The sequence below is a fragment of the Sulfitobacter sp. LC.270.F.C4 genome, assembly GCF_032922545.1.
In the GTDB taxonomy this organism is placed as follows: Bacteria; Pseudomonadota; Alphaproteobacteria; order Rhodobacterales; family Rhodobacteraceae; genus Sulfitobacter; species Sulfitobacter profundi.
In genome coordinates this window covers 683,670-697,078 of the sequence record NZ_CP136692.1, presented here as the reverse complement: position 1 = coordinate 697,078, position 13,409 = coordinate 683,670, and the positions used below count along the sequence as shown (strand labels likewise).

At 62.4% G+C, this 13,409-nt stretch carries 12 protein-coding genes; 5 read left to right on the top strand and 7 right to left on the bottom strand.

Annotated elements, in window-relative coordinates; all coding sequences use genetic code 11:
* Positions 1-6 precede the first annotated feature (6 nt).
* Positions 7-465, bottom strand: coding sequence for a GAF domain-containing protein (locus R1T45_RS07235; protein WP_259947224.1), 459 nt, complete (start codon positions 463-465; stop codon positions 7-9).
* Positions 466-538: 73 nt separating this feature from the next.
* A complete protein-coding gene (locus R1T45_RS07230) occupies positions 539-1,711 on the bottom strand; it encodes an acetyl-CoA C-acyltransferase (RefSeq protein WP_317390507.1) in 1,173 nt (390 codons plus the stop codon).
* 87 nt (positions 1,712-1,798) lie between these two features.
* Here R1T45_RS07230 and R1T45_RS07225 point away from each other — a divergent pair, with 87 nt between their 5' ends.
* The 3 genes from R1T45_RS07225 (at position 1,799) to R1T45_RS07215 (ending at position 4,407) form a co-directional block, all read left to right on the top strand.
* The gene (locus R1T45_RS07225; protein ID WP_132444187.1) at positions 1,799-2,137 is read left to right on the top strand and encodes an STAS domain-containing protein; all 339 of its coding nucleotides are present in this window, start codon (positions 1,799-1,801) and stop codon (positions 2,135-2,137) included.
* Positions 2,138-2,141: 4 nt separating this feature from the next.
* Complete coding sequence (locus R1T45_RS07220; RefSeq protein WP_317390506.1) at positions 2,142-2,606, top strand: ATP-binding protein; 465 nt, start codon at positions 2,142-2,144, stop codon at positions 2,604-2,606.
* A 223-nt stretch (positions 2,607-2,829) separates the two neighbouring features.
* On the top strand, positions 2,830-4,407 hold the full coding sequence (locus tag R1T45_RS07215) for a gamma-glutamyltransferase family protein (RefSeq protein WP_317390505.1): 1,578 nt from the start codon (positions 2,830-2,832) through the stop codon (positions 4,405-4,407).
* Positions 4,408-4,443: 36 nt separating this feature from the next.
* Here R1T45_RS07215 and hspQ read toward each other — a convergent pair whose 3' ends face one another.
* Positions 4,444-4,770: a heat shock protein HspQ gene (hspQ, locus tag R1T45_RS07210; protein ID WP_067261750.1), complete on the bottom strand. Its 327-nt coding sequence runs from the start codon at positions 4,768-4,770 to the stop codon at positions 4,444-4,446.
* Between the two features lie 306 nt (positions 4,771-5,076).
* Between hspQ and R1T45_RS07205 the strand changes: the two genes are divergently transcribed.
* A complete protein-coding gene (locus R1T45_RS07205) occupies positions 5,077-5,667 on the top strand; it encodes a lytic transglycosylase (RefSeq protein WP_067936426.1) in 591 nt (196 codons plus the stop codon).
* Between the two features lie 70 nt (positions 5,668-5,737).
* Here R1T45_RS07205 and R1T45_RS07200 read toward each other — a convergent pair whose 3' ends face one another.
* From R1T45_RS07200 to R1T45_RS07185, 4 genes are all read right to left on the bottom strand, one after another.
* Positions 5,738-6,343, bottom strand: a complete 606-nt coding sequence (locus R1T45_RS07200) for an outer membrane lipoprotein carrier protein LolA (protein ID WP_317390504.1) — start codon at positions 6,341-6,343, stop codon at positions 5,738-5,740.
* Between the two features lie 186 nt (positions 6,344-6,529).
* The gene (locus tag R1T45_RS07195) at positions 6,530-9,445 is read right to left on the bottom strand and encodes a DNA translocase FtsK (protein WP_317390503.1); all 2,916 of its coding nucleotides are present in this window, start codon (positions 9,443-9,445) and stop codon (positions 6,530-6,532) included.
* Positions 9,446-9,457: 12 nt separating this feature from the next.
* Complete coding sequence (locus R1T45_RS07190; RefSeq protein ID WP_317390502.1) at positions 9,458-10,642, bottom strand: aminotransferase class I/II-fold pyridoxal phosphate-dependent enzyme; 1,185 nt, start codon at positions 10,640-10,642, stop codon at positions 9,458-9,460.
* A 120-nt stretch (positions 10,643-10,762) separates the two neighbouring features.
* On the bottom strand, positions 10,763-12,097 hold the full coding sequence (locus R1T45_RS07185) for an amidase (RefSeq protein WP_317391049.1): 1,335 nt from the start codon (positions 12,095-12,097) through the stop codon (positions 10,763-10,765).
* An 85-nt stretch (positions 12,098-12,182) separates the two neighbouring features.
* Between R1T45_RS07185 and R1T45_RS07180 the strand changes: the two genes are divergently transcribed.
* Entirely contained in the window at positions 12,183-13,409 is a 1,227-nt protein-coding gene (locus R1T45_RS07180; RefSeq protein WP_317390501.1) for an FAD-dependent monooxygenase, read from the top strand.

The window sequence follows — 13,409 nt, the reverse complement described above, 5'->3', positions numbered from 1 at the left end:
TGGCGGTCAGGCGACCGCAGCGAAACTGTCTTTGAGGATCGCGGCCAATGCATCGGCATCCGCTTGGGTGAATGCATTGGGCTGGTCGCTGTCGATATCAAAGACCCCCAGCAAGTCCCCCGCGCCGTTCCAGACCGGCAGCACCAATTCCGACCGCGTCGACGAGGCGCAGGCGATATGGCCCGGGAAGGCATCGACATCTTCCACCAATTGCACCTCGCCCGTGCGGGCCGCAGCCCCGCAGACCCCGCGCGAAAACGGGATCACCAAACAGCCGTGTCCGCCTTGATAGGGCCCGATCTTAAGCAGCTCAGGCGCGGTGACACGGTAGAACCCGGTCCAGTCGAACCGGTCATCTGCGTGATGTACCTCGCAGGCGATGGTGGCCATCAGCGCCACGGCATCGTCTTCGCCCTCCGTCAGAGCGGCAATGGTTTTCGATAGGGTTTGGTAGTCGACTGTCATGGAAAAACTCATATTGCGGATAGAGAAAGGGAGGCAGCCCGCCCCCCTTTGGATACGTGAAAAAGCCGTGGGATCAGGGGCGTTCAATCGCGATGGCCGTGCCTTCGCCGCCGCCGATGCAGATCGCCGCGATACCGCGCTTCAACCCGCGCTTCTCCAGTGCGTTCAACAGGGTCACCATGATCCGCGCGCCTGAGGCACCGATGGGATGGCCAAGCGCACAGGCGCCGCCGTTGACGTTCACGATGTCATGCGAGAGGTCCATTTCATGCATGAAGGCCAGCGGCACCACGGCGAAGGCTTCATTGACCTCCCACAGGTCCACGTCTTCTTTTTTCCAGCCGATCCGCTCCAGCAGTTTCTGCGCTGCGGGCACGGGTGCGGTGGTGAAAAGCCCCGGCGCTTGGGCGTGGCTGGCATGGCCGACGATCCGAGCGCGGATAGTCTGGCCGCGGGTCTTGGCGGTCTCCTCATCCGCCAGCACCAACGCCGCCGCCCCGTCGGAGATCGACGAGGAATTCGCCGCCGTCACCGTACCCCCCTCACGGAAGGCTGGTTTTAACTGAGGGATCTTCTCAGGCCGGGCGCTGGCAGGCTGCTCATCCGCGCCGACCGTGGTGCTGCCCTTGCGCGATGTCACCTCAACCGGGGCGATTTCATCGGCAAAGGCACCGCCCTCTTGGGCCTCAATCGCCCGCGACAGCGACGCGAGTGCATAGTTGTCTTGGGTCTCACGGGTAAACTGAAACCGCTCGGCGCAATCTTCGGCAAAGGTGCCCATCAGACGGCCTTTGTCATAGGCGTCTTCCAAGCCATCAAGGAACATATGGTCGATCACCTGCCCATGGCCCAACCGCGCCCCGCCGCGCATTTTCGGCAGCACATAGGGCGCGTTGGTCATGCTCTCCATGCCGCCCGCGACCATCACATCGGTATGGCCAAGCGCGATCTGGTCAAAGGCCATCATCGCCGCTTTCATGCCAGAGCCGCACATTTTATTGAGCGTGGTGGCGGGCACACCTTCCCCCAGCCCCGCCTTGAACCCGGCCTGACGCGCGGGCGCTTGGCCCTGCCCTGCGGGCAAAACGCAGCCCATCAGCAGCTCCTGCACTTCGGCGGGGTCCGTCGTCCCCAACGCCGCCTTAATCGCACTGCCGCCCAATTCCGCGGCTGTCAGCCCTTGGAAAGCCCCTTGAAAACCGCCCATCGGGGTTCTGGCTGCACCGGTTATCACGACATTGCGCATCACGTTCTCCTAGAGTTGCACCGCACACCAGTTGGTAAGGTTTTACGGTTAATCACGTCTCGAACTTCAAAGTCTCGAGGCATGTTTATGGAAGTTTCCGCCAAAACAGAAGACCGCTTTTGCGTGGTCAGCGTGCTGCACGAACGGATCGACGCCGCCGCCGCGCTGGAGTTCAAGGACGCGGTGCGCCGCGCCACCACCCAAGCGCCATCGGTGGTGATCCTTGACCTGCACCGGGTCAACTTCATCGATTCCAGCGGGCTGGGCGCGATCGTGGCGGCGATGAAACATCTGGCACCGCAGCGGGCCTTGGTGCTGGCCGGGCTAACTCCGGCGGTGGAAAAGGTCTTTACCCTTACCCGGATGGACACGGTCTTTGGCATTTTTCACACGCTGGACGCCGCCCTCATCGCGCACCGGGGATAGCGCCATGCGGCAACCCGCCGCGCGCTCTGCGCTTTGCCCGTTTGAGATCACCGTTCACAGCGGCCCCCACGCCGCGCGGGAGGCTCTGACGCTTTTGCTGGACGGTCTCACTTGCCTCGCGCTTGAGGCCAAAGAGGTCTGCGTGGTGCGATTGGTCGTCGCCGAAATGCTCAACAATATCGTCGAACATGCCTATTCGGATGCCGACCTTCCCGGCCCCATCCATATTGCCTGTCATCATGCGCCCGATGGCCTGCACCTTGCCGTGTCGGACGAGGGGCTGCCGATGCCCGACCTGCAAGCGCCCTTAGGCCTGCCGCAAGAGATCGACCGCCCGGTCTGCGATCTTCCCGAAGGGGGTTTTGGCTGGTTTCTGATCCGCGATCTAGCAAAAGACCTGAGCTATCGCCGTCTGGCCCAAGAAAACCGGATCGACCTGCGGCTCCCGGTCGGGTTGCCGCCGCGTTAACCCCTGCGGCAGTGCAGCAGGCAGATTTCGCAAAACGGCCCCGCTGGGATCACAATTGCGCCTTGGTTGTAGGGCAAAAGAGTGCCTGTAGCTGCAAAAAGCTTCCCTCGGCACCGTGTTTAATAGCCCCCACCCAGTACGCGGTGCCGAGGATCTTTCCCCGCATTGGCAGAACCGAAATGACCGTCTAGGGTCACGCTGATATATCAGCGAGGGACAGCACATGCGCGATTTTCACTTTCCCGGCCGGTCACCGGTCTTGGCCACCAATGGCATCTGCGCCACGTCGCACCCGCTCGCCGCGCGGGCGGCGGTCGATATCCTTGCGCGCGGGGGCAACGCCATGGACGCGGCCATTGCCGGGGCCGTTCTGCTGGGCATTTGCGAGCCGCAGATGACCGGGATCGGCGGCGATTGCTTCGTGCTCTACTCTCCAGCGGGGAGCGAAGAAGTCCATGCACTAAACGGCTCAGGCCGCGCACCCGCGGCGCTGGACGCCGCCAAGCTGCGCGACAAGGGCGAGAAGACGGTGCCGCTGCGCTCAGCCGATGCGGTGACCATTCCCACCGCCATAGATGCCTTTTGCCACCTGTCCGACAGCCTCGGCAAGCTGGGGCTGGACGCGTTGCTGGCCCCTGCGATCCACTATGCCGACGCCGGGGTGCCCGTCGCCCCGCGCGTGGCTTTTGATTGGGCCACGGACGGCGGCACCCTTCAGGGGCGCGCGCGGGACCACTTCCTCATCAAAGGTAAAACGCCCCGCGTCGGTGATATTTTCCGCGCGCCGGGACAGGCCGAAGTGCTGCGCCGCGTGGCCGCGAAAGGGCGCGATGCCTTCTACACCGGAGAGATCGCCGAAGACATGATCGCCACCCTGCAAGCCGCAGGTGGCAGCCATAGCGCCGAGGATTTCGCCAGCGCCCGCGCCGAGGTCTCGACGCCCGTGTCGGGCCACTACAAAGACCTCGAAGTGGTCGAACATCCGCCCAATGGCCAAGGGGCGACCGCCTTGCTGCTGATGAATATCCTAGATCACTTCGACATCGCCGGAATGGACCCACTGGGAGCCGAGCGGCTGCATATTGAGGCCGAGGCCACCAAACTGGCCTATGACGCGCGCAACCGGTTTCTGGCGGACCCGGATCACACCACGCGGTTGGAGCATATGTTGGCGGCAGAGACCGCCCGCGCCCTTGCAGCGCTGATCGATCCCAAACGCGCCATGGCCGCCGCCGCGCCGATCAGCGAGGCGGTGCACAAAGACACGATCTATATCACCGTGGTGGATGGGGACGGGATGTCGGTCTCGCTGATCTATTCGATCTTCCATGGCTTCGGCTCTGGCATCGCGTCGGATAAGTTCGGCATCCTGCTGCAAAACCGTGGCGCGGGCTTCACGCTGGAACAAGGCCACCCGAATGAGCTGAAAGGCGGCAAACGCCCGATGCATACGATCATTCCCGGCATGATCCGCGAAAACGGTCGCGTGACCATGCCCTTTGGCGTGATGGGCGGGGCCTATCAGCCCTGCGGCCACGCGCGCTTTGCGTCCAACCTCACCGATTTCGGCATGGACGTGCAAAGCGCCATCGACGCGCCGCGCGCCTTTGCCGATGGGCAAGTGATGAAGGTCGAACGCGGCTTTGGCGACGACGTCCGCCAAACCTTGAGCGATCTGGGCCATAAGGTTGAGGTGCCTGAAACGGCAATCGGCGGCGCACAGGCGATCCGCATCCGCGAAGATGGCGTGCTGGAAGGCGCGAGCGACCCGCGCAAGGACGGCTGTGCCTTGGGGTATTGATGAAATGTCCGGCGGGCAAGCGACGGCCCGCCGGGCTCAGTTCATCTGGAAATGCAGCGGATAGGCACCGTCGGTGAAGGGGCCGAAAAGATCGGGGATATCGGGGTGGTCCACAGGCTCCCCCGAATAATCAGCCACGAGGTTCTGCTCGGACACATAGGCCACATAGTAGCTCTGATCATTCTCGGCCAAGAGATGATAGAACGGCTGGTCTTTCACCGGACGGTTCTCTTCGGGAATCGCCTCATACCATTCTTCGGTATTTGCGAATTCCGGGTCGACGTCAAAAATCACACCCCGAAAGGGATGCTTCTTGTGACGGACGATTTGCCCGAGGTGATATTTTGCGCGCGTACGTATCATAACATGCTGCCCCTACCCCTCGACGGTAGCCCTTTCAAGGGGCTTTTGTCCAATCAAGGCGGCTCCGCGCGGGGAAACAGACTGTGAACGCAGCACCGACAGTGGGTTTCCGGCAGCACTCCGGGCGGGCGATCAACAGGTTTGTCGGGATTTCGCGGAATACCGCCTGCGCAGGGCTGCGCGGTCAGCGCAATATCGCGCAACGCGGCGCGCATTTTCCCAATTTAGTGATGTGATGAAGGGGGTGAATCGGTTAAAGTCCTTTGAAAAAACGTCCCCTAACAAAAAACGAGAGGCGAGAGGCAGATGAGCAAGCATTTTTGCGCAATGATGATCGTACTGCTGGTGGCATCCTGCGGCGGCGGGCCTCAAACGGCCCCGCGTGATCTGGATAACGCCTGCACGATCCTGAAAGAGCATCCCGACTATCTGAGGGCATTCCGCGCGACCGAGCGCAAATGGGGTGTACCGATCCACGTGCAGATGGCCACCATCCACCAAGAAAGCAAATTCGTGGCCGACGCGCGGACGCCGTTCAAATACGTGCTGGGCGTGATCCCGATGGGCCGCCAGTCCAGCGCCTTTGGCTATTCACAGGCCTTGGACGCGACATGGGATGAATATCTGGAATCCGAAGGCCGCTGGCGTGCGAAACGCGATGAGATCCGCGACGCGAGCGATTTCATGGGTTGGTACATGAACCTGACGCGCGACCGGAACGGCATTTCCCTGCACGACGCCAGGAACCAATACCTCGCCTATCACGAGGGGCACACGGGTTTTTCCCGGCAGAGTTACAACAGCAAGGCTTGGCTGGTCGGGGTCGCGGGCAAGGTCGATTCCCGCGCCAAACTGTATGAAAGACAGATCGCCGGCTGCCGTTTGGGCCGCTGGTAAAAACGATCTAATCCAATGCAAAACGCCCCGGCTGGATCAGCCGGGGCGTTTTTTTGTTCAGCAGGGCCGCTTAGCGTTTGCTGCCTGCCCGTGCGCCTGCGGTGTCAAACAGGCTGTTGGAGATATTGCCCCCCACCTGCATGTCACCCAGCACAACGGTCGTGGCACTGCCATTGCCGTCGTTGATGATCCACTGACGCAGCTGCACCGGGTTGCCGGTGAACTTCATCTGGATGTTGCCATATTGCGGGTTGGCGGGGTCTTGGGCCGTGACTGTGGTGGCGGTGCCGTCATAGCTGTGACCGGTCACCATTTTCGCCCGGCCCAGATTGACGTTATCCGCCAAGATGATCGACAGCGGGGTGCGTGCCAGCGGATAGGTCTCGGCCGGCTGGTTGGATTTCTTGTCATAGATCACAACCGTATTGGCACCCGCAACGACCAGACCGGAATCAGGGGCGTTATATTCGAAACGTACCTTACCGGGGCGTTTGATATAGATCGTGCCCGTGCTGATCGACCCATCATCGTTGATCTGGGTAAAGTCGCCCTTGGCGGTGCGAAGCTGGTTCAGATAGCCCGAGATCTCGTTCAGCGACAGTTGCTGTGCCGCCGCCGCGAGGGGGGCCGATACGGCCAGACCAACCGCCAGAATAGCAGAAGTAAGTTTACGCATGTTGTTCGTCCTGTGTTGCCTCACGTTCTGACATAGGGCGGGTGGGCGTGATATTCGATATCAGGGGGCGGTTTTTCGCTATCGCGGCCTCTGCCCCATAAAAAAAACACCGCCGGGAGGGAGGCCCGGCGGTGTTTTTTATGCCCCCCCCCCCCCCCCGAGAGGGGAGGGGGGGGGGCGTAGCCTTTATGCCTGTTCCGGCACCAGAATCTCGCGCTTGCCGACATGGTTGGCCGGAGACACGAGCCCCTCTTCCTCCATCTGCTCCACCAAACGCGCGGCCTTGTTATAGCCGATCGCCAGTTTGCGCTGGATGTAAGAAGTCGAGCATTTGCGGTCTTTGATGACCACCTGAACGGCGGTGTCATAAAGCGCGTCTTCACCATCGGTATTGCCGCCAAGGCCCAGCACCGCGTCGATGTTGCTTTCTTTATCCTCGGACGGCCCTTCAACCACGCCACCGACATAGTCGGGCTCACCGAACTGCTTGAGGTGGTTAACGATCTCTTCGACCTCTTCGTCGCTGACAAAGGGGCCGTGACAACGGGTAATCTTGGCCCCGCCCGCCATATAGAGCATGTCGCCCATGCCCAGCAGCTGCTCGGCACCCATCTCACCCAAGATCGTGCGGCTGTCGATTTTCGAGGTCACTTGGAAGGAAATCCGCGTCGGGAAGTTCGCCTTGATCGTGCCGGTGATAACATCGACCGAGGGGCGCTGCGTCGCCATGATCAGGTGGATACCCGATGCCCGCGCCATCTGCGCCAGACGCTGAATGCAGGCTTCGATTTCCTTGCCCGCGACCATCATCAGGTCGGCCATCTCGTCTACGATAACGACGATATAGGGCAGCGCCTCGGGGGTATTTTCCTCGGTCTCAAAGATCGGCTCGCCGGTATCTTCGTCAAAGCCGGTTTGCACGGTACGAGAGAACATCTCGCCCTTGGCCAGCGCTTCGCGGACGCGGCCGTTGTAGCCTTCGATGTTGCGCACGCCCATTTTGGACATCTTGCGATAGCGCTCTTCCATCTCGCCCACGGTCCATTTCAGCGCGACAACGGCCTTTTTCGGGTCGGTCACAACGGGGGACAGCAGGTGAGGGATGCCGTCATAGACCGACAGTTCCAGCATCTTGGGGTCGATCATGATCATCCGGCATTCTTGCGGCGTCAGCTTGTACAGCAGCGACAGGATCATCGTGTTGATCGCCACGGATTTACCCGAACCGGTGGTCCCCGCGATCAGCAGGTGCGGCATTTTCGCAAGGTTGGCGACAACCGGATCACCGCCAATGTCCTTACCAAGCGCCAGCGGCAGGCGCTGGTTGCCGTCGCCGAAATCACGACTCGACAGGATTTCGCGCAGGATCACCTTCTCGCGGTGTTCATTCGGCAGTTCGATCCCGATCACGCTGCGGCCCGGTACGGTCGAGACACGCGCCGACAGCGCGGCCATGGAGCGCGCGATGTCATCCGCAAGACCGATGACGCGGCTGGCCTTGAGACCCGGCGCAGGCTCAAGCTCATACATGGTGACGACGGGGCCGGGGCGCACGGCGACGATCTCGCCCTTGACGCCATAATCATCCAGAACGGTTTCCAGCATCCGCGCGTTTTCTTCCAGCGCCTCGTCGCTCAGGTGCAAACGCTGCACGCCTTCGGGGCTTTCCAAAAGGCTCAGCGGCGGCAGTTCGAAACCGGGGTGCGTGTCGTCGAAGGTCAAGGTGGGCTGCGCTTCGACCTGCGCCTGTTTCGAGGGTTGGACGGCCTTGCGGACTGGCTGCTGCACCACTTTGCGCGGCTCGGCCACGGGAATTTTCATCGCTTCGGGTGCAGGCGCTTGCTGCAAAGGCAGGGTTTCAGAGGCCACTGTATCCTCGTAGCCCTGAACCATCGGCTCTTGCATCACCCGCTCTTCGTGCATCGGTGCCGGTGCCGGCTCGGGCTGAACCTGCGGCCTACGCAGCAGCGGCTCGGGGCGCAAGGTCGCGGCGCCGGCGGTCAAAGGCGGCTCGGCGCGCAGGGTGGCGGGCTGGCTGGTGTTCAGCAACAGCGGGTCCGGTCCACGGCCCCGGCCTTTGGTCAGCGGCGCGGTTGTCGGCGTGTGGATCGCATTGGCATTACGGACGCGGTTCTTGATGACATCGGCGATCTTGCTCTTGATGCGCTCCTCGCCCGGTGTCTCATCCACGATGGCGTCGCTGTAGGTCTCGATCAGTTCCGGCTCGGGCATATCGTCCGCTTCGGGGCGTTTGATAAGACCGGGCATGCGGCCAAACAGGCTGCGCGGCTCTGCTTCCGGCTCAGGCATAGGGGCTTGCTGCGCGTAATAATCCTGACCAGCATCCTGTGCGGCCCAAGTCTCGGCTTCCTCAGCCTCCTGGCGGCGGCGCTCACGGCGTTCGGCCTGACGGGCCGACAGGTTCTGCGCGGCAACGACGGCACCGCTGGCCCCCCGGCCCAACAGGGTCATCAACCCGGCATAGGCCATGATCAGACCGACCAGCAGGAACCGCGTGATGCGCATCAACTCGGCCTTGGTGAAGCCCAGCACAAAAGCACCCAGAGCCACGATTGCCACGCCCATCAAAAGCGACATCAGCTTGACCGTCAGGGTCGAGCCGATGGGCAGGATCGTCAGCAGCGCGCCCATGACGGTATCGCCAAAAAGCCCGCCCAGACCGAAGCTATGGGTCAACAGCCATTCCTGACCGGGGGCCAAGGTCGCGGCATAGATGGCGCCAAGCGCCACGGCGATGGGGGCAAAGATCAGACGCCCGAGGGCGCGGTCATCGCCTTGATGCAGCGCGAAACGCCCGCCCCAGAACAGCAGGACAATGGCAATGCCCCAAGCGCCCCAGCCAACGATCATGAACAACGGTGCAGCGATGGAGGCACCGATCCGGCCCATCCAGTTCTGCACCGGCGCATCCGTCGAGACCATCCAGTTGGGATCGTCGGGCGTATAGCTGCCGATCATCATGGCGGCCATAATGCCCAGCATGATCAGCGCCAGCCCCAGCAGTTCACGACCGCGCTTTTCGATTGCCTCGGCCATGTTGCTGTCTAGCAATGGATCGCGTCCCCGTGTCTGATATGCCATGTCGTCCCTCGCTTATGTCGAATACAGACAGTCGCGGATCGCTTCCAACCCGCGCGTCGTTTCGTCTTTTGGGGCCACCAAGGCGACCCGAATGTAATTCTGACCGGGATTAACCCCGTCTACGTTCTGCGCCAGATAGCTGCCGGGCAGCACCCGCACGCCTGTCTCGCGCCACAGTTTCAGCGCTGCGGCCTCGTCATCCTCGACCGGGAGCCACAAGAAGAACCCCGCCTCGGGGCTCGCATAGCCCGGCACATTGCCAAAGATCCGGTCGGCGATGGCGTATTTCTCTTGGTAGAGCGCGCGGTTCTCTTTCACATGCGCCTCATCCGCCCAAACAGCGGCAGCGGCCTGTTGCAAGGGCAGCGGCAATGGCGCGCCCGCGTAGTTGCGCAGCTGCTTGATCTCGCGCATCGTCTCTGCCCCGCTGGCGGCAAAGCCCGAACGCAGCCCCGGCAGGTTGGAGCGTTTCGACAGCGAGTGAAAGATCACCACCCGGTTGCGGTCGGTGCCGAGCTCCTTAACCACCTCCAGCGCGCCAGTTGGCGGCGTGTCGCGGTAGATCTCGGAATAGCATTCATCGGCGAAGATCAGGAAATCATATTTCTCGGCCAGCGCGATCAGTTCGGCCCGATAATCGCGCGAGGCGACAACGCCCTGCGGGTTGGCGGGCGAGCAAAGATAGGCCGCCGTGGTGCGGCGCAGCACCTCTTCGGGCAGGCTGGCGAAATCGGGCAGATGGCCCGTCTCCGCCGTGGCGGGCACCATGATGGGCTCTGCTTCTCCGGAAATCGCGCCGATCATATAAACTTGGTAGAACGGGTTCGGCATCAGGATGGCCGATTTCTCCCCATTCTTCGTCGCGGGGCAAAGCGCTATGACGGCATTGTATAGCCCCTCGCGCGTGCCGTTCAGGGCCATAACCTCGCTGTCGGGGTCCATTTCAACACCGTAGCGCCGCGCGATCCATGCGGCGATGGCGGCGCGCAACTCGGGCGAGCCGTCGTTTGGCGGGTATCTGTTGAAACCTTCGGCGTGTTTCGTGATCTCATCCGTGACCCAAGCCGGGAAAGCATGTTTCGGCTCGCCAATGGTCATATGGATAGGCGTACCGCCGCCCTCATGCCCATCAAGCAAGGCACGCAGGCGCGGCCACACGTGGGCCGGAAGGTTCGAAAACCGCTCGGAATACATCATCAAAACTGCCTCGGATCGGGATCATTTGCGCCCCGTTTGCCCCAAGGTACCCAAGGCCGCCTCTCCCGTCCAGAAAAACCGGGAGATTTGCGGCCCTTGTGGCTTTTCGGTCGTGCGCTGTTATGCCTCGCGCAGGGCCGCTTCAGCCGCTGCACCAAGGCGCAAAAGCTGCTCTTCTGCGTTGGGGGCGGACATGAAAGAGATGCCGCAGGACGGCGCACCAGTCGGCAACGTAAGCGCGCAAAGCCCCATGAGATTCGCGACTCGCGTATTGCGCAGCGAAAGGAGATTCTGCGCGAGGTAATAGTCGTGATCGCTGTTCAGCCGCTCGATGTTCGGCGGCAGCATCGGCGCGGTCGGCACCAGCACCGCGTCATAGCCCGCAACGGCCCGGTCATAGCCCGCCCGCGCAAGATCAAGCTTGGCCCACGCGGCGACGTAATCGGGGCCGGAGAACCCCTTACCCAACCGAAAACGCTCAAGAATTTCAGTGAACATCGCTTGCGGATCGGCCTCGATCACATCGCGCCACAGCCCATAGGCTTCGGTGGTGTAGAGACAAGAACTCAGCGGCATCGCGTCTTCGACCTCGGGCACGGCGATTTCATCAACCGTGGCACCGGCCTTTCTCAGCCGCTCCACTGCCGCGTCGAAAGCAGCTTTCGGCTCCTCGGAAAGCGCTTCCATCACCACATTGGTCAGCACCGCAAAGCGGCAGCCTTCCAACTCACTCTCTTGCAAATCGGCGGGTTTAGCCCCTTCCAGAACGCCCAGCAGCAGTGCCGCATCCTCGACAGAGCGGCAAATCGGGCCAACCGTGTCGAACTTTGCCGCCAGCGGCACCGTCCCGGCGAGGGAGACCCGTCCCGCCGTGGTTTTAAGCCCGACCAGATCATTCCACGCTGCAGGAATACGCACTGACCCGCCGGTATCCGACCCAATCGCCGCCGCCGCCAGTCCAAAGGCGACCGAGGCCGCAGCCCCCGAGGACGATCCACCAGAGACACTGTCAGGCTCGTTCACGCAGGGCGGCGTCGCAGTGCTGGGGTTATGGCCAAGGCCCGAGAAGGCCAATTCGCTCATGTGGGTCTTGCCAAGGCAGACCAGCCCCATCGCCGTGGCATTGGCCAGCACTTCTGCATCACGCTCCGGCACACGACCTTCGAGCAGTTTGGTCCCCGCCTCCGTCGCCGTGCCGGCGGTGTCAAAAAGGTCTTTCCAAGAGATTGGCACGCCATCAAGCGGCGAAAGGCGCTGCCCATCGCGGGCGCGCTCTGCCGCCGTCGCCGCTTCGGCGCGGGCGCGCTCGGGGGTGACGCGGGCATAGATACGGTCGCGCATCGGATGCGCGTCGATGGCATCAAGAAAGGTATCGCAAAGCGCCACGGGGTCGATATCGCCCGCCGCGATTCCGCGCCCCAGATCCGCTGCCGTCATTTCCAACCATTCGCGCATGTCGTACCCCTTGCCGATGTTCGTGGCGAACCTAGCGACCGTTCGGCGCATGGACAATCCCTGCGCGCAGGTCATATCTAGGGCCATGGATTTTGACCACGATATCGCGATCATCGGCGGCGGGCTGAACGGCCCTGCCCTTGCTCTGGCCCTCAGCCGCGCGGGTTTGCGCGTGGCGGTGATTGACGCCCTGCCCGCGCAGACCTTTGAGAATGCCGACTTCGATGGCCGCGCCTATGCGCTGGCGCTGACCTCGGTCAGGTTGATGGAAGGCATCGGCATCTGGCCCGAGATCGCCGGCGACGCCCAGCCGATGCTTGAGATCAAGGTCACCGATGGGCGCGCCGGAACCGGCCCCTCGCCCATGTTCATGCATTTCGACCATGCCGAGATCGAAGAAGGCCCGATGGGCCATATGGTCGAAGACCGCCACCTGCGCCGCGCCTTGCTAAAGGCCGTTGCGGCCGATCCGGCGATCACCCTGTTGAACGACACCCGCGTCACCGATCAAACGGTAGAGCCGACAGGCATCACCCTGACGCTGGAGGGTGGCAAGACCCTGCGCGCGCGACTGGCAGTCGGGGCCGATGGGCGCGGCAGCGGCACCGCCGAACGCGCCGGGATCAAGCGCATCGCATGGTCCTATGCACAAACCGCATTGGTCTGTGTGGTCAACCACGAGAAACCCCACCACGGCACCGCGCATCAGTTCTTCATGCCGCCCGGCCCGCTGGCAATCCTGCCGTTGACGGGTAACCGCTCGCTCATCGTCTGGAGCGAAGCCAAAGCCAATGCCGCCGCGATCGACGCCCTGCCAAACGCGCAATATCTCGACGTCCTGCGCCCGCGTTTTGGCAGCTTTCTGGGTGAGATTTCTCTGACCGGCCCGCGCTACAGCTATCCACTTGGCCTATCACTTGCGCATTCCATGACCGCCCCGCGTGTGGCGCTTTTGGGGGATGCTGCGCATGGGGTCCACCCCATTGCAGGTCAGGGATTGAACGCAGGTCTGCGCGATGTGGCGGCCTTGGCCGAGGTGATCGCCGATGCGGTGCGACGGGGCGAAGACCCCGGAAACGACGCGGTACTGGCGCGTTATCAGGAATGGCGGCGCTTCGACAATGCCAGCCTCGCGCTGGCGACAGACAGCTTTAACCGGCTGTTTTCGAACGACAATGCACTTTTGCGCTTGGCCCGCGACATGGGCATGGCCGCGATCAACGCCCTTCCCGGCCTGCGCCGGACCTTCATCCGCGAAGCGGCGGGGCTGACGGGTGAGCTGCCCAGATTGATGCGTGGAAAGCCCCTGTAG

Coding starts and splice junctions, on each gene's coding strand:
- R1T45_RS07235 (WP_259947224.1), bottom strand. CDS start 465: ATGACAGTCGACTACCAAACCCTATCGAAAACCATTGCCGCTCTGACG.
- R1T45_RS07230 (WP_317390507.1), bottom strand. CDS start 1,711: ATGCGCAATGTCGTGATAACCGGTGCAGCCAGAACCCCGATGGGCGGT.
- R1T45_RS07225 (WP_132444187.1), top strand. CDS start 1,799: ATGGAAGTTTCCGCCAAAACAGAAGACCGCTTTTGCGTGGTCAGCGTG.
- R1T45_RS07220 (WP_317390506.1), top strand. CDS start 2,142: ATGCGGCAACCCGCCGCGCGCTCTGCGCTTTGCCCGTTTGAGATCACC.
- R1T45_RS07215 (WP_317390505.1), top strand. CDS start 2,830: ATGCGCGATTTTCACTTTCCCGGCCGGTCACCGGTCTTGGCCACCAAT.
- hspQ (WP_067261750.1), bottom strand. CDS start 4,770: ATGATACGTACGCGCGCAAAATATCACCTCGGGCAAATCGTCCGTCAC.
- R1T45_RS07205 (WP_067936426.1), top strand. CDS start 5,077: ATGAGCAAGCATTTTTGCGCAATGATGATCGTACTGCTGGTGGCATCC.
- R1T45_RS07200 (WP_317390504.1), bottom strand. CDS start 6,343: ATGCGTAAACTTACTTCTGCTATTCTGGCGGTTGGTCTGGCCGTATCG.
- R1T45_RS07195 (WP_317390503.1), bottom strand. CDS start 9,445: ATGGCATATCAGACACGGGGACGCGATCCATTGCTAGACAGCAACATG.
- R1T45_RS07190 (WP_317390502.1), bottom strand. CDS start 10,642: ATGATGTATTCCGAGCGGTTTTCGAACCTTCCGGCCCACGTGTGGCCG.
- R1T45_RS07185 (WP_317391049.1), bottom strand. CDS start 12,097: ATGCGCGAATGGTTGGAAATGACGGCAGCGGATCTGGGGCGCGGAATC.
- R1T45_RS07180 (WP_317390501.1), top strand. CDS start 12,183: ATGGATTTTGACCACGATATCGCGATCATCGGCGGCGGGCTGAACGGC.